The sequence below is a fragment of the Zhihengliuella salsuginis genome, assembly GCF_014651715.1.
Lineage (GTDB): Bacteria > Actinomycetota > Actinomycetes > Actinomycetales > Micrococcaceae > Zhihengliuella > Zhihengliuella salsuginis.
In genome coordinates this window covers 415,817-431,525 of record NZ_BMXK01000001.1, presented here as the reverse complement: position 1 = coordinate 431,525, position 15,709 = coordinate 415,817, and the positions used below count along the sequence as shown (strand labels likewise).

Annotated in this window: 12 protein-coding genes; 9 read left to right on the top strand and 3 right to left on the bottom strand. The window is 73.3% G+C overall.

Annotated features, from left to right (window positions below; genetic code table 11):
* Nucleotides 1-14: 14 nt before the first annotated feature.
* The 6 genes from IE069_RS02015 (at nucleotide 15) to IE069_RS01990 (ending at nucleotide 9,329) form a co-directional block, all read left to right on the top strand.
* A complete protein-coding gene (locus tag IE069_RS02015; protein ID WP_189348414.1) occupies nucleotides 15-4,874 on the top strand; it encodes an ATP-dependent helicase in 4,860 nt (1,619 codons plus the stop codon).
* Nucleotides 4,867-5,691 (top strand): DNA-formamidopyrimidine glycosylase family protein, encoded by an 825-nt coding sequence (locus IE069_RS02010; protein ID WP_189348413.1) that lies wholly within the window; start codon nucleotides 4,867-4,869, stop codon nucleotides 5,689-5,691. Before IE069_RS02015 ends, IE069_RS02010 begins: the two co-directional genes overlap by 8 nt.
* A gap of 33 nt (nucleotides 5,692-5,724) precedes the next feature.
* Nucleotides 5,725-6,837 (top strand): hypothetical protein, encoded by a 1,113-nt coding sequence (locus IE069_RS02005; protein ID WP_189348412.1) that lies wholly within the window; start codon nucleotides 5,725-5,727, stop codon nucleotides 6,835-6,837.
* 68 nt (nucleotides 6,838-6,905) lie between these two features.
* The gene (locus tag IE069_RS02000; protein WP_189348411.1) at nucleotides 6,906-7,877 is read left to right on the top strand and encodes a pseudouridine synthase; all 972 of its coding nucleotides are present in this window, start codon (nucleotides 6,906-6,908) and stop codon (nucleotides 7,875-7,877) included.
* Nucleotides 7,870-8,460 (top strand): DedA family protein, encoded by a 591-nt coding sequence (locus IE069_RS01995; RefSeq protein WP_189348410.1) that lies wholly within the window; start codon nucleotides 7,870-7,872, stop codon nucleotides 8,458-8,460. The genes IE069_RS02000 and IE069_RS01995 overlap by 8 nt, the downstream gene beginning before the upstream one ends.
* Nucleotides 8,461-8,501: 41 nt before the next feature.
* The gene (locus IE069_RS01990) at nucleotides 8,502-9,329 is read left to right on the top strand and encodes a DUF1684 domain-containing protein (protein ID WP_189348409.1); all 828 of its coding nucleotides are present in this window, start codon (nucleotides 8,502-8,504) and stop codon (nucleotides 9,327-9,329) included.
* Here IE069_RS01990 and IE069_RS01985 read toward each other — a convergent pair.
* Complete coding sequence (locus tag IE069_RS01985) at nucleotides 9,326-9,958, bottom strand: M23 family metallopeptidase (protein ID WP_189348408.1); 633 nt, start codon at nucleotides 9,956-9,958, stop codon at nucleotides 9,326-9,328. The two genes, IE069_RS01990 and IE069_RS01985, sit on opposite strands and share 4 nt — an antisense overlap.
* 83 nt (nucleotides 9,959-10,041) lie before the next feature.
* Here IE069_RS01985 and IE069_RS01980 point away from each other — a divergent pair, with 83 nt between their 5' ends.
* Nucleotides 10,042-11,145 (top strand): NADH:flavin oxidoreductase/NADH oxidase, encoded by a 1,104-nt coding sequence (locus IE069_RS01980; RefSeq protein WP_189348407.1) that lies wholly within the window; start codon nucleotides 10,042-10,044, stop codon nucleotides 11,143-11,145.
* 73 nt (nucleotides 11,146-11,218) lie between these two features.
* Here IE069_RS01980 and IE069_RS01975 read toward each other — a convergent pair whose 3' ends face one another.
* Complete coding sequence (locus IE069_RS01975) at nucleotides 11,219-12,832, bottom strand: MDR family MFS transporter (protein WP_189348406.1); 1,614 nt, start codon at nucleotides 12,830-12,832, stop codon at nucleotides 11,219-11,221.
* A 166-nt stretch (nucleotides 12,833-12,998) separates the two neighbouring features.
* Here IE069_RS01975 and IE069_RS01970 point away from each other — a divergent pair, with 166 nt between their 5' ends.
* Nucleotides 12,999-13,538: an NUDIX hydrolase family protein gene (locus tag IE069_RS01970; RefSeq protein ID WP_189348405.1), complete on the top strand. Its 540-nt coding sequence runs from the start codon at nucleotides 12,999-13,001 to the stop codon at nucleotides 13,536-13,538.
* A gap of 35 nt (nucleotides 13,539-13,573) precedes the next feature.
* On the top strand, nucleotides 13,574-14,494 hold the full coding sequence (locus IE069_RS01965) for a DUF6707 family protein (protein ID WP_189348404.1): 921 nt from the start codon (nucleotides 13,574-13,576) through the stop codon (nucleotides 14,492-14,494).
* A 66-nt stretch (nucleotides 14,495-14,560) separates the two neighbouring features.
* Here IE069_RS01965 and IE069_RS01960 read toward each other — a convergent pair whose 3' ends face one another.
* Nucleotides 14,561-15,646 (bottom strand): FUSC family protein, encoded by a 1,086-nt coding sequence (locus tag IE069_RS01960; RefSeq protein WP_189348403.1) that lies wholly within the window; start codon nucleotides 15,644-15,646, stop codon nucleotides 14,561-14,563.
* Between the last annotated feature and the right edge of the window lie 63 nt (nucleotides 15,647-15,709).

Here is a 15,709-nt window from a genome sequence, read left to right as displayed (position 1 = left end):
CCCCGACGGCGGTCATGGACCGCTTCACGCCCGCGACCAGGGAATGGTTCGCGGGTGCCTTCGCCGCGCCGACCGAGGCCCAGTCCGGGGCGTGGGATGCCGTCTCCCGGGGTGAGAACGCCCTCGTCGTCGCCCCCACCGGATCCGGCAAGACGCTCTCCGCGTTCCTCTGGGCCATCGACTCCCTGGTGCGCAGCGGAGCCCCGGAGGACGCCGCTCCGCCCGGTCCGGCCGCTCGGGCCGAGCAGAAGCGCTCCACCCGCGTCCTGTACATCTCCCCGCTCAAGGCGCTCGGCGTCGACGTCGAACGCAACCTGCGCAGCCCGCTCATCGGCATCGCCCAGACGGCGGCCCGCATCGGCGAGACCACGCCCGAGGTCCGGGTCGGCGTCCGCTCCGGCGACACCCCCGCCAACGAGCGGCGCCGGCTGCAGACCCACCCGCCCGACATCCTCATCACCACCCCCGAGTCGTTGTTCCTCATGCTGACCAGCCGGGCCCGGGAGACGCTCGCCGGCGTCGACACCGTCATCCTCGACGAGGTGCACGCCGTCGCCGGGACCAAGCGCGGCGCCCACCTGGCCGTCTCGCTCGAGCGGCTCGACGCCCTGCTGGCCGAGCCGGCGCAGCGCATCGGGCTCTCGGCGACCGTCGAGCCCCACGCCGAGGTCGCCCGGTTCCTGGGCGGCGCCCGGCCCGTCACCGTCGTCGCGCCCCCGAGCCGGAAGACCTGGGACCTCACGGTCTCCGTCCCGGTCGAGGACATGACCGACCTGCCCGCGGCCGCCGGAGCCCACGACCTCGGGCCGGCCTCCGGGCTGCAGCCGCAGGCGAGCATCTGGCCGCACGTCGAGGAGCAGATCGTCGACCACATCGAGGCCAACCGGTCCACGATCGTCTTCGCGAACTCCCGCCGCCTCGCCGAACGGCTGACCGGCCGGCTCAACGAGATCCACGCCGACCGCCTCGAACTCGCCGGGGCCGGGCCGGACGAGCCGGCGCACGTGCGCGAGCAGTCCGGCCCACGGGGCGGCACCCGCATGCCCGCGGAGATGATGGCCCAGGCCGGACAGTCCTCAGGCGCCGACCCCGTGCTGGCGCGCGCCCACCACGGGTCCGTGTCCAAGGAGCAGCGTGCCGACATCGAGGACGGCCTGAAATCCGGGCGGCTGCGCTGCGTCGTCGCCACCAGCTCCCTGGAGCTGGGCATCGACATGGGCCTGGTCGACCTCGTCATCCAGGTCGAGTCCCCCAATTCGGTGGCCTCGGGCCTGCAGCGGGTCGGCCGCGCCGGCCACCAGGTCGGCGCCGCCTCGGCCGGCTTCTTCTTCCCCAAGCACCGCGGCGACCTGCTGGAGACGGCCGTCACCGTCGAGCGCATGCTCGCCGGGCGGATCGAGCCGCTGCGCATCCCGGCGAACCCGCTCGACATCCTCGCCCAGCAGACCGTGGCCGCCACCGCGCTCGGCGAGATCGACGCCGAGGAGTGGTACGACGTCGTCCGGCGGGCGGCCCCGTTCGCGGCCCTGCCCCGCTCGGCGTACGAGGCCACGCTCGACCTGCTGGCCGGCAAGTACCCGTCCGACGAGTTCGCGGAGCTGCGCCCGCGCATCGTCTGGGACCGCGACGCCGGCACGCTCGCCGGCCGCCCCGGCGCCCAGCGCCTCGCCGTCACCTCCGGCGGCACCATCCCCGACCGCGGCCTGTTCGGGGTCTTCATCGCCGGCACCGAGGACGAGCAGCCGGGGTCCGCGCGCACGGGCGGGCGCCGCGTCGGCGAGCTCGACGAGGAGATGGTCTACGAGTCGCGGGTCGGCGACGTCTTCGCGCTCGGCGCGACCAGCTGGAAGATCGAGGACATCACGCACGACCGCGTGGTCGTCTCCCCCGCGTTCGGCCAGCCCGGGAAGCTGCCGTTCTGGCGCGGCGACGGCCCCGGCCGCCCCGTCGAGCTCGGGTACGCCGTCGGCGCCTTCCGCCGCGAGGTCGCCGCCCTCGACGAGAACGACGCCGGCGCCCGCCTCGCGACCGCCGGCCTGGACGCGTGGGCCGTCGCCAACCTGCGCAGCTACCTGGCCGCGCAGCAGGAGGCCACCGGCGCCCTCCCGACGGACCGGGCGCTCGTCGTCGAGCGGTTCCAGGACGAGCTCGGCGACTGGCGGGTCGTGCTGCACTCCCCCTTCGGCATGCCGGTGCACGCGCCCTGGGCCCTCGCCGTCGGCGCCAGACTGCGGGAGCGGTACGGGCTCGACGGGTCCGCGATGGCCGCGGACGACGGGATCGTCCTGCGGGTGCCGATGATGGAGGACGAGCCGCCCGGGGCCGAGCTGTTCGAATTCGACCCGGACGAGCTGTCCGAGATCGTCACCCGAGAGGTCGGCGGGTCCGCCCTGTTCGCCTCCCGTTTCCGCGAGTGCGCCGCGCGCGCCCTGCTGCTGCCGCGCCAGAACCCGTCCCAGCGCAGCCCGCTCTGGCAGCAGCGCCAGCGCTCCGCCCAGCTGCTCGACGTCGCAAAGAAGTTCCCCACGTTCCCGATCATCCTCGAGACCGCCCGCGAGTGCCTCCAGGACGTCTACGACCTGGACGCTCTGGCGAAGATCGCCGGCGCCGTGCAGTCCCGCAGCATCCGGGTCCTCGAGACGACCACACGGCAGCCGTCCCCGTTCGCCCAGTCCCTGCTGTTCGGCTACGTCGCCCAGTTCCTCTACGAGGGCGACTCGCCCCTGGCCGAGCGCCGGGCCGCCGCCCTCTCGCTGGACCCGACGCTGCTCAACGACCTGCTCGGGCGCACCGAGCTGCGCGAGCTGCTCGACGCCGGCGTCATCACCCGGACCGCCGCGGAGCTGCAGCGCACCGCGGAGGGATACCGGCTCCGCGCGGACACGGACGAGCGCGGCGTCGAGGCCGTCGCCGACCTGCTGCGGCTGCTCGGCCCGCTCGACGCGTCCCAGCTCGCCGTGCGACTGGACCCCGAGCCGGCCGCGGAGCAGGCGGCCGCGTGGGCCGGGGCTCTGGTGCGCAGCGTGCGCGCCCTGAAGGTGCAGGTCACCGGGCGCGAGGTCTACGCCGCCGTCGAGGACGCGGCCCGGCTGCGCGACGCCCTCGGGGTCCCGCTGCCGATCGGGGTCCCGCTGGCGTTCGTCGAACCCGTCGACGACCCGCTCGGCGACCTCGTCGGCCGGTACGCGCGCACCCACGGACCCTTCACCGCGGACGAGGCGGCCGCCGCGCTCGGCCTCGGCGTCGGCGTCGTGCGGGTCGCGCTGCAGCGCCTGGGCCAGGACGGCCGGGTGAACGACGGCGCCTTCCGCCCGCCCGAGCTGCTCGCCGACGAGCACCACACGGCCGCCGGGCACGACGGCCTCGACGCCGACTCCGCCGGCCTCGAATGGTGCGACACGGAGGTGCTGCGCAGGATCCGCCGCCGGTCGCTGGCCGCCCTGCGCGCCGAGGTCGAACCCGTGGACCCCGCCGCGTTCGCCCGCTTCCTGCCCGAATGGCAGTTCGTCGGCGACGGCGCCTCGCCGGCGCCGGCGCTGCGCGGAATCGACGGCGTAGCCGCGGTGCTCGAGCAACTGGCCTGCTACCCGGCCCCGGCGAGCGCCTGGGAGTCCCACATCCTCCCGTCCCGGGTCGCCGACTACCAGCCCGGCCTGCTGGACCAGCTGCTCTCCACGGGCGAGGTCATGGTGACCGGCGCCGGGGCACTCGCCGGCACCGACGGCTGGCTCGCGTTCCACCCGGCCGCGACCGCCGACCTGACCCTGCCCGCCGGCGACGCGGCGGCGCCCGAGACCACCGCGACGCAGGAGCGGCTGCTGGAGACGCTCTCCGGCGGCGGCGCGTACTTCTTCCGGCAGCTCGCCGAGGCCGCGCCCGACGTGCCGCAGGGCGAGCTGGTCGAGGCGCTCTGGGAGCTGTTCTTCGCCGGGCGCGTCACCAACGACACCTTCGCCGCCGTCCGCGGCCTGCTCGACGGCGGGCGGACGGCCCACCGCCGGCGCACGTCCACGCCGCGGGCGCGCCTCGGCCGCCCCACGCGGCTGGGGCCGCGCTCGGGGCTGCGGCACCGGCTCGGCGGCGATTCGCCCTCCGGCCTGCGCACCGGCGGGAACCCGGCGGACGCCCAGGCCTCCACGACCGGCCTCCTCACCCCCGCCCAGGCGGCGAAGGCCACCGGGCGCTGGTCCCTCGTGCCGCGCGGCGAGGCGGACCCGACGATCCGCACGCACGCCACCGCCGAGCTGCTGCTCGAACGCTACGGCGTCGTCACCCGCGGACCCGTCATGAGCGAGGACGTGGCCGGCGGCTTCGCGCTCGTCTACAAGGTGCTGGCCAAGCTGGAGGAGTCGGGCCAGGTCCGCCGCGGCTACTTCATCGAGCACCTCGGCGCCGCGCAGTTCGCGCTCTCGTCGACGATCGACCGGCTGCGCACCCACGCGGGCGGGCACGACGACGCCGCTGCTGCCGGGCCCGCCCGCCGCCGGCACGCCGTGGCCCTCGCGGCCACCGACCCGGCGAACCCGTACGGGGCGGCGCTGCCCTGGCCCGAACCACCCCCGGCCGCGTCCGAGACGGCCGGAACCGGGCGGCACCGCCCGGGACGGAAGGCGGGCGCCGTCGTCGTGCTGGTGGACGGGATGCTGACGCTCTACCTGGAGCGCGGCGGGAAGACCATGTTGAGCTTCAGCGAGGAGCCGGCGGTGCTCGACGCCGCCGCGACCTCGCTGGTGGGCGCGCTGAAGCTGGCGCGCATCGAGAAGTTGGGGATCGAACGAGTTGGCGGGCAGCCGATAGGCGGCACCGCACTGGCCGACGCACTCCGCGCGGCCGGATTCTACGCAGCACCGAACGGGGTGAGATTCCGTGCCTGAGGGCGATTCTGTCTTCCGCACCGCGCGCATGCTGGATGCGACGCTGACCGGACATCAACTGACCAAGAGCGACTTCCGGGTCCCGCAGTGCGCCACGCTGGACCTGTCCGGGTACCGGGTGGACTCCGTCGCCTCGCGCGGCAAGCACCTGCTGATCCGGGTCGCCGACCTGACCGTGCACACGCACCTGATGATGGACGGGCGGTGGGACGTGTACGCGCCCGGCGAGCGCTGGCGGACGCCCGCCCACAAGGTCCGGTGCGTGCTGGCGAACGAGTCGTTCGAGGCGATCGGCATCGACCTCGGGCTGCTGCGCGTCTTCCCGACGCGGCTGGAGCACAAGGCCGTCGGGCATCTGGGGCCGGACCCGCTCGGCCACGGGTGGGACCCCGACGAGGTGCGCGAGCGGATCCTGATGCGGCCCGAGCTGCCGATCGGGCTGGCCCTGATGGACCAGCGGAACCTGACCGGCATCGGGAACATCTTCCGGGCGGAGACGCTGTTCATCTGCAAGGTGCACCCGCTCATGCCGGTCGGCGCCGTGCCGGACCTGGGCCGGATCATCGAGCGCTGCTTCCTGCTGCTGCACGCCAACAAAGACCGGAACCGGCGCAAGACGACCCCGACCGAGCTGACCGATCCGTACTGGGTCTACCAGCGGACGGGGCGGTGCTGCTACCTGTGCCAGACCCCGGTGGAGCAGATGCCCCTGGGCCCGCCCGAGAACGGCCAGGAGCGCCTCACGTTCTTCTGCCCGTCCTGCCAGCCGGTCCCCTACCGCGACGCGAAGGAGTCCGCCGCCAAGACAGCCGTCTGACGCGACCGGCCCCCCGACCCGAGGAGCGAATCCATGCCCACGCTTGGCATCATGGCCGATCCGGGCCTGCCGGAATCCGTCTCCCGGCGGGCCCGCGACGCCGTCGAGCAGAGCCTCGGCGGGGCCGACGGCGAGGACTGGGTCGTCGCCGTCGAGCGCGGTGCGCTGCCCCTCGACCCCAACGGCGACATCCCGCTGATGGACCGGGCCGAGACGCTGCTCGGCGAGCGCGGCTGGGACTACCTCATCTACGTGACGGACCTCCCCCGCACCTACGAGGGGCAGCCGCTCGCCTACGAGCTGGACCGCTCCCGGGGAGCGGCCCTCCTGTCGCTGCCGGCCTTCGGGTTCTGGCGGCTCTCGGCGCGCCTGCGGACCATGCTGACCGATCTGGCGCTCACCCTGCACCGGCAGCAGGGCCCCGAAGAGGAATCGGATCGCGAGGGCGGCGTCCACACCCCGGGCGTCCGCACCGCGCACCACGCCCCCGACTCCGGCGGGCTCTTCGTGACGCTCGACTCCCGCGTCTCCACGCTGCGGCTCTGGGCGGGCATGGTCAGGAACAACCGGCCCGGCCGGCTGCTCACGGCGCTCTCGACCTGCATCGCGACCGCCGCCGCGGCCGGCGCCTTCGGCATCTTCTACTCGAGCATCTGGAACATGTCCGACGTCCTGCCGACGCGGCGCCTCGTGCTGATCAGCCTGGTCGCCGTGCTGACGTTGAGCACGTGGCTGATCATGCGCAACAACCTGTGGACCCGTCGATCGAGCATCGAGCAATCCGGTGGCCCGGGCGTCGGGGTCGGCACCGCGACCAACCAGGCCGCGCTGGACAACGCGTCCACGATCGCGACGGTGGTCTCCTCCGTGGTTCTGATGTACGGCGTGATCTTCAGCGTGCTGTTCGTCGGTGCCTACGCCATCGTCGACTCCGGATACCTGGAAGCGCAGCTCGGGCACCCGGTGGACCCCGGGGACTACGCGACGCTGTCCTGGCTCGCGGCGTCGCTGGGAACGATGGCCGGGTCCCTCGGCTCCAATTTCGACAGCGATTCCGCCATCCGCGAAGCCACCTACAGCCGCCGGGCCTGGCAGCGGCAGCAGCGCAACGACGCCGAGCAGCGCAGCTCCGACGCCGCGGAATAGGCGCCGGGCCGGCGGGTCCAGGGCGCACGGGCCGGGAGCCGCCGCCGTGAGAGACTGGTGCGGTGGCCATGAAGTCTCCCCTCCCAGTGCGCAACGGGGTCGGCGCTACCCGCCTGCACCTGCCGGAGACCGGCTGGGACACCGTGCTGGACTACGTGATGCACCGGTTCGGCCACGTCGACCCGGACGGGCTGCTGCGCCGGTTCGACGACGGCGAGGTCGTCGGCATCGACGGCGACCCCATCCGGCGCGACACCCCGCTGTCCGACCACGAGTTCCTCTGGTACTACCGGGAGGTCCCGCACGAGGACCCCATCCCGTTCACCGAGTCGATCGTCTACCAGGACGAGCACCTCCTCGCCGTCGACAAGCCCCACTTCCTGCCGACGACCCCGGGCGGCCGGTTCGTGCAGGAGTCCGCGCTCGTGCGGCTGCGCAACCGCCTCGGCATCCCCGACCTCATCCCGATGCACCGCCTCGACCGGGCCACCGCCGGCATCCTGCTCTTCTCCACGAACCCCGCCACCCGCGGCACCTACCAGACGCTGTTCGAGCGGCGCGAGATCCGCAAGGAGTACGAGTGCGTCTCCGCGCTCGACGCCCCGGCCGCGGGTGCCGAGGAGCTGCGCGAGGCGCACGGCTTCCCGCTCGTCTACCGGAACCGGATGACCAAGGTGAAGGGCCAGCTGCGCGCGATCGTCGAATCCGGCGAGCCGAACGCCGAGTCCTGGATCGACGTGCTGGGCACGGGGGCGAGCCTGGGCGCCCACGCCGGCACCGCCGTCGGACGCTTCCTCCTGAAGCCGCACTCCGGCAAGACCCACCAGCTGCGCGTGCACATGGCCGCGCTCGGGCTCGGGATCCTCAACGACGCCTTCTACCCGAGGCTCTGGGACAAGGCCCCGGACGACTACGCGCGCCCCCTGCAGCTGCTGGCCCGCGCCATCGAGTTCCGGGACCCCGTCACCGGCAACGACGTCCGGTTCTCCTCGCAGCTCGAGCTCGCCGAACGCCCCGCCGCGGACGGACCGCATGCCTGACGCGCTCGGAACCAACGCGCCCCTGTACTACCTGATCACCCTGTTCCTGGTGGCCCTGGACGCGCCGTTCCCGCCCGTCCCCTCCGAGCTGCTGGTCCTCGGGTCCGGCCCGATGGTCGCGGCCGGGCACCTGAACCCCGTGCTCGCCTGGCTGGCCGCGGCGGCCGGCTGCTGGCTCGGCGACATGGGCCTCTACTGGGTGTTCCGGCGCGGCTTGACGCAGTGGCTCGACCGGTTCCGGTGGGGCCGCTGGGTGCACCGCAACACGGTCGCCCTGATGAACAGGGTCGGCCGCGAGACCACGTACGCCTCCCTGCTGGGCATCCGCTTCGTCACCGGCGGGCGCACCGCCTCGGTCGCCGCCGCCGGGATCGCGGGCGTGCCACCCGGGGTGTTCGCGGCGCTCGCGGGCCTCGGCGCGGCCCTGTGGGCGGCCTGGATGATGCTGCTCGGCTACTTCACGCAGGCGCTCACGGGCTGGCCCACCTGGTCGGCGACGCTGCTGTCGATGGGACTCGGGGCCCTCATCGGCGCCGGGCTCGCCGCGTTCCTCGCCTGGACCAAGCGCCGCCGGCGCACGTAGGCCGTTCCGCACCGCCCCGGCCGCGCGCCTATGCTGGAGGCATGCAGCAGCAGACGAGCAGCGAAGAGACCGCCTGGCAGCAGTGGCACCGGCTCCGGGAGGAGGGGCTGGCCGCCGAGTTCGGCTGGTTGACGCTGACGTCGTACCAGTGGCTGCCGTCCGCTCCGGGACCGCTCGATCTCGTCCCGGGCGGGTTCTCCGCCGCGGGCGGGACCGCCGTGTACACGCCCGCACCCGGCGCGACCGTCTACGACTACGACGCCGGCACGCCCGTCGTCGAACCCCTGAGCGCCGCCCTCGGCGAGGACGAGTCCCGCTACTGGCTGCGCGTCCCGGCCCGGCGCGACGACGGCGCGGACGAGACCGTCGTCGAGCTCGGCGTGCGCGGCGGGCGCTACATGATCCGCACGCGCGCCCGCAGCACGGGCCTGCGCGATTCCTTCGCCGGCGTCCCCACCTTCGGCTACGACCCGGCGTGGGTCCTCGAGGCCCGCTTCGAGCCGTACGGGGCGCCCCGCACCGTGGAGATCGGCAGCTACCGCGAGGACACGCGGCTGACCGCCGAGCTGGCCGGCGACGTCGTCTTCGGCGCGGGCCCGGCCGAGGGCGCGCGGCTGGCGGCGGAGCAGGGCCCCGACGGCTCGCTCACGATCGTCTTCGCCGACGCGACCAGCAATGATTCGACGCCGGCCTGGCGCTTCGTGAACGCCCCGGCCCCGGCGGCCGACGGGAGCCTGCGCGTCGACTTCAACCGCACGCTCGTGTTCCCGTTCGCCTTCTCCGCGCACGCCGTCTGCCCGGCCCCTCCCGCCGGCAACGCGCTGGAGATCCCCGTCACCGCCGGCGAGAGCTCCCCGCTGTCCCGTTAGGGCACGATCTCCCCGGTTCCGGGCACTCTCACCCCGCCGGGCAGCCGGAACGCGATCGGCACCCCGGCCGCGCGCTCCCAGTCGGTGCTGTCGCTGGCCTGGACGTGCACGTGCGGTTCCGTGCTGTTGCCCGTGTTCCCGCACGCACCCACCTGCTGGCCCGCCCGGACCCGGTCTCCGACTGCGACGACGGCGCTGCCGCACCGCAGATGCGCGATCAGCACGAAGGGCCCGGCGTCGCCGACCGCGATGACCACCCGGTTGCCGGCCAGACCCGATGCGCCGTCGCGAGCCCGGCCCGCCTGCCCGGCCGCGTAGGCCAGCCTCGCGAGCGGCGACCGGTGCGCGGGGTGGTCCGCGGCGCCGTCGTGCACCTCGACCACCCGGCCGGAGACGGGGGCGAGGACGGGCGCCCCGAACCCGACGAAGTCCTCGGGCGGCTCGGACCCCCAACGGCGCCGGAGACCGGGCAGCGCCGAACGCCCCGACGCGTCGACGGGGACGAAGTCGATGGCGTAGCCCGAGCCGAAGGCGTGCGTGCCGTGGCTGGGCACGCGGTCGGCCGGGCTGTTCTCGACGCGGAAGCGGCCCGCCAACGGCACCAGCAGCGGCAGGGGTCGGCTCGGCATGCTCCCTGTCTACCCGCGGGCGCGGCCGGTGTCCAGAGACGCCGTCCGGGAATACGGGTGCCGCGGGGGAGGTTGGTCCTGACGTGAGTATTCTGTTCGAACCAGTGACCCTGTCCACCAACAACGGAGGGTTCACGCTGCGCAACCGCGCCGTCGTGGCCCCCATGTGCCAGTATTCGGTCGATGCGGAGGACGGCGTCCCCACCGACTGGCACCTCTCCCACCTGGGCGCGCTGGCCGCCGGCGGCTTCGGCCTGGTCGTCGCGGAGGCGACCGCCGTGAACCCGGCGGGCCGCATCTCCCCGCGCGACACCGGCATCTGGAACGACGACCAGCAGGGCGCCTGGGCGCGGATCGTGGACCTGGTGCACGCCAACGGCTCCGCCGCGGGGCTGCAGCTGGCCCACGCCGGCGCGAAGGCTTCGACCTGGCCGATGCTGCCCGGCTTCGAGGACGGCTCCGTCCCGGCCGCGGACGGCGGCTGGCCGACGGTGTCCGCGTCGGCGACCGACATCTTCGGGTACGCCGAGAACCGCGAGCTCTCCGCGGAGGAGATCGCCGAGTCCGTGCAGGACTGGGCCGAGGCCGCCCGGCGTGCCGACGCCGCCGGGTTCGACATGATCCAGATCCACGCCGCCCACGGCTACCTGCTGCACCAGTTCCTCTCCCCGCTGGTGAACCGGCGCACCGACCAGTACGGCGGCTCCTACGAGAACCGCACACGGTTCGTCAAGGAGGTCGTCGCGGCCGTGCGCGAGGTGTGGCCGGCGGACAAGGTCCTCGGCATCCGCTTCTCCGGAACCGACTGGGTCGACGACGGGTGGACGCTGCGCGAGACCGTGCAGCTGGCCCGCGAGCTGCACGAGCTGGGCGTCGTCGCGTTCGACCTCTCCTCCTCGGGCATCGGCCCGTACCGCGGCCCGCGCACCGGACCCGGCTACCAGACGCCGCTGGCCGCCGCCGTCAAGGAGGGGCTGGAGGGCACCGGGGCGTTCGTCACGGCCGTCGGCGGGGTCACCACCGGCGTCCAGGCCGAGCACATCCTGGCGACGGGGCAGGCCGACGGCGTCGCGATCGCCCGCGCGGCCCTGGTGAACCCGCACTGGGCCGCCGTCGCCGCGAGCGAGCTGGACGTGCCGCGCGATGAGAACCCGCGTGCCAAGCAGCTCTGGCGCGGCCGCTGGTAGGCCGGCGCGCATAAAACGCGACGAGGGGCCGATCTCCTGCTGGAGATCGGCCCCTCGGTCGTTCACGCGATGTCTAGTGCGAGTCGGCGAGCTCCTCGTAGACCGGCTTGCGCATCAGGAACGTCAGCACGAAGACGGCGACCGCGAAGAACGCCGCCGTGAGGAAGCCGGCTTGGAAGCCCTCCACCGCCGCGTCCAGCTCCTGGGCGCCGGAGGCCATCGCCGAGGCCGTGCCGGAGGCCATGATGCCCACCAGCAGGGCCGTGCCCGCGGCGCCGCCGAGCTGCTGCAGCGTGCTGAGCACGGCCGAGCCGTGCGAGTGCAGGTGGTGCGGCAGCGGGTTCAGACCGGTCGTGAAGGCCGGTGTGAACAGCAGCGCGAAGCTCAGCGACATCACCAGGTGGGCGACGACCAGCAGCCACACCGGGGTCTCGGCGGTCAGCTGGGTGTAGCCGGCGAGCACGAGGACCAGGAGCGCGCCGCCGGGGATCATCAGCGGGCGCGGGCCCACCCTGTCGTACGCGCGGCCGACGAACGGGGCCAGCAGGCCCATGAGCAGGCCGCCCGGCAGCAGCAGCAGGCCGGTGCCGAGCGGGTCCAGGCCGCGGACGGTCTGCAGGTACATCGGCAGCAGGATGATCACGCCGAACAGCGCCACCATCGCCATGACCATGAGCAGCAGGGAGACGGTGAACGGCCGGTAGGTGAACGGGCGCAGGTCCAGCAGGGCGCGGTCGGTCCGCTGCAGGCGCAGCTGCATGAAGGTGAACACCGTCAGGGCGACGACGGCGATGCCCAGCGCCACGAACGGCGTGGCCCCCGGACCGGTCGCCGCGGCACCCGGCTCGGCGCCGTGGCCGCCGCCGAGGGAGCTGAGGCCGTAGACCAGCAGGCCGAAGCCCGGGATCGCGACCAGCAGGGACGGGAAGGACAGCGGCGTGGCCGACTGCTCGGTCTCCTCGGTGAGGCGGCCGAGCATGCGGGCGCCGAGGACGAGCGCGACGATCGCGATCGGCAGGACGATGAAGAAGATCATCCGCCACTGCAGGTACTGCAGGATGAGGCCGGAGACCGTCGGGCCGATCGCCGGGGCCACGGAGATGACGATCGAGACGTTGCCCATCATCGAACCGCGCTTGGCCGGCGGGACGATGTCCAGGATGGTGGTCATCAGCAGCGGCATCATGATGGCCGTGCCCGAGGCCTGGATGACGCGCCCGACCAACAGGATTTCGAAGGTCGGGGCGAGCGCGGCGAGCAGGGTTCCCGCGGAGAAGAGGCTCATCGCCAGGATGAACGCGGTCCGGATGGAGAGCCGGCGCAGCAGGTAGCCGGTGGTCGGGATGACCACGGCCATCGTCAGCATGAAGGCGGTGACGAGCCACTGCACGGTGTCGGCGGTCACGCCGAAGGTCTCCTGCAGCCGGGGCAGGGCGACGTTCATGATGGTCTCGTTCAAGATCACCACGAACGCGGCGATCAGGAGGACCAGGATGGTGGTCCGCGCGGCGGGCGCGAGTTTCTGGTTCTCAGGAGGCGCGGCTCTCGGGGCGTGACCCGATGCGACCGGGTGCGGCGCAGTGGTTTCGGGTGCGGATTCGTTGTGCACAGGGGTCCTTAAAAATACGACGCCGGGGGCCGGCTTCGGCGGGGGTGTTGCCTCTGGGTGTGGTGACGGGTGCGCCATCGTCGACGCGGGGCGTCGGCGCCCCTGCTTCAACGCGCGGGCAGGAACCCACGGTATCGCATCCCCTTCAACAATAGAGCACCGATTCGTATTCCCCAACCACTCATTTCGGTTCCGCTCGGGGCGGCTGGTGCCGGTTCGGGTCCGGATGCGCTAAACATGGAGTATGAGCGTACGCACCCCTGACCCGTACCCCGGGTGGCTGTCAGACGAGGATCTCTTCGAGGCCCGCCAGCGGCTCCCGATCGCCTACGTGGAGGCGATCCCGGTCCGCGTGGACCCGCTGGGCTACGTGACCGACGTCGGCCTCCTGTACACGGCGGACGCCGATGCGCAGTTCAGGTTCGCGTTCGTCTCCGGCCGGGTGATGTACCGGGAGACGGTCCGCGCCGCGCTCACCCGGCACATCGAGCAGGACCTCGGGCCGATGGCGATGCCGCAGCTGCCGCCGTCGCCGGCCCCCTTCACCGTGGCGGAGTACTTCCCGTCCCCGTCGGAGACCGGCCTGACGGACGAGCGCCAGCACGCGATCGCGCTCTGCTACATCGTCCCCGTGCGCGGCGAATGCAACCCGCGCCGGGACGCGCTCGACCTGACGTGGATGAGCCCGGACGCCGCGCTGGGCGCGGACGTCCAGTCCGAGCTGCCGGGGGGCCGCGGCAATCTCATCAAGCAGGCACTGGCCCACGTGGGCTGGTGCGCGTAGTACCACCTTTGCCCCACCACACGATCCAGGACTCCATGCCGCAGCACTCCTCCCCCGCCCGACAGCCCGACGACCCCGCCGTCCGCATCCGCAACGTCCGCGCGGAGCAGGTGCACGAGGGCGACCAGTTCATCACCCGGCACGGCACCCCCAGCGCCGAGGTGAAAAAGCTGCGCGTCATCCCGGACAGCTTCGGCACCCCGGCCCTCGTGGAGGCGACGCTCGCCAGCGGGCAGAAGGCGACGATCGCCTACGGGTCCTCGATCCGCGTGCACACCAGGGCGCCGGCCCCCGCCCTCAGCTACGACGACCTGCAGTCGCTGCCCGTCGAGCCGGAGTCGCCCGAGGCCGTCCTGCTCTCGATCGCCGAGGCCTACCCCGACGACCCGCGCGTCCTCGAGCCGACCGCGCGGCTGGCCCGCGGCCTGAACCTGAAGGCGGGCGCGCACCTGGAGGACGTCTACAACCTGGCGCACCTGTTCGTCGTCGACCTCGACGACCGCGCCAGCGCATGGCGCGTCCTCGACCTCCTGACGGAACTGCCGTTCGACGGGAACTTCGGCCGCTGGAAGTGGGTCGAGGCGGCCCTCGCGCTGGCGGCGTTCATGGCGTACGACGGCGGCGACATCGACGCCGCGGACCGGTTCAGCGCGGCGCTCCGTTCGGCCGAGCAGGAGGAGACGGACCCCCTCCAGATCAAGCTGACGGCGGAGTTCCGGCAGCGCCAGCTCGACGAGCCGAACCTGTTCGACCGGGAGATCCACCGCGCGGTCGCCTCGCGTGACGCGGCGGCCGAGCGGCCGTGGCGCGTCCAGCGCCTCGGCACCCTGCTCTACCTCCTGGCGCACGGCGGCTCGCGGTCGCTGGACGCGACGGAGCTGCGGCGCCGGATCCAGCACGAGCTCGCGGCGCTGCGCCCGGCCAGAGGCGACGCGCCCTGGCAGCAGTCCTCGTAGGCGGGCTCGCCTCGTGACGCAAGGTGCCGTCGCCGCCCAGATCGGCGGCATGTTCGTCTCGCTCTTCTAGTCGCCGGTTTCGCGGCCCCGGCGCAGCAGGAACCGGCCGTACGCCGACCCCGCCAGCACGACCGCGATGCCCACGGCCGAGCCGATCGCCGTCTCGATGATGCGGTCGTAGAGCAGGCTCGTCTGCAGCCCCTGCGCGAGCGAGACGCCGATCAGCGCCAGGGGCGTGACGCAGACCTGCGCCCAGAAGTAGTTGCGGATGATGAGCATCTCCGTGCCGAACTGGAGGAGCCCGATGATCAGCAGCAGGATCCACGTCGGCGGGCCGGCCCAGATGACGGCCGCCATGAGGCCGAGGCCGACCACGGTCCCGAGGACGCGGTGGACGCCGCGGGCGACGCGGTCCCGCGTCGTGTGGCCGACGAGCGGGACGACGGCGGCGACCATCGCCCAGTAGGTGTGGTCGGTCGACAGCACCGGCTGCAGCGCGTGCGCGAGGGCGCCGGCGGCCGCGGCCGCCACGAGATACCCGACCGACTCGATCCAGACCGCCTTCCGGACGGTGTCCTTCACGCGGACGCCGAACGGGTTCGGCTGCGCCTCGGCCCGGAGCCGGTCGCCCTCGGGCTGCCACCAGCGGCCGGTCTGCCCCAGGAGCAGCCCCAGCGCGAACGTGGCCGTCGCGGTGATGAGCGCCTCGCCGAGGTGCACGTCGAACGGCAGCGTGGCGACGGCGGCGAACGCGAAGATGTGGAACAGGGACCCGGCCGGCCGGATCTGGAGCAGTCCGGTCGCCACCGAGCAGGCGCCGGAGATCAGGGTCGTCAGCGCGATCGCGATCCACATTCCGGCGTCGGTGTCCGTGTCCAGGACGCTGCCGGCCAGGAGCGCGGCCAGGATGACCAGCCACATGAGCCCGCCGCCGCGCAGCTGCGCCCGCAGGCGCAGGCCGAAGCTGGGCCCGCGGCCGTAGATGTTGGTGAAAGCGGCGAAGACGGCGAACAGTGCCAGGTCGATCCGGTCGATCCCGACCAGGACGAGCAGCGGGATGAACACGCCGAAGCCGGCGCGCAGCGCGGCGCGGTGGTCCTTCTGGGCCGGCCCGAGCGTGAAGAGCCGCTTCCAGTGCAGAGGATCGTCCATACCCACAGTTCTACCCGGTCCCCGGCCCGGGAGGGGTGCCGCGGGGGCCGAATGTGAACGAGC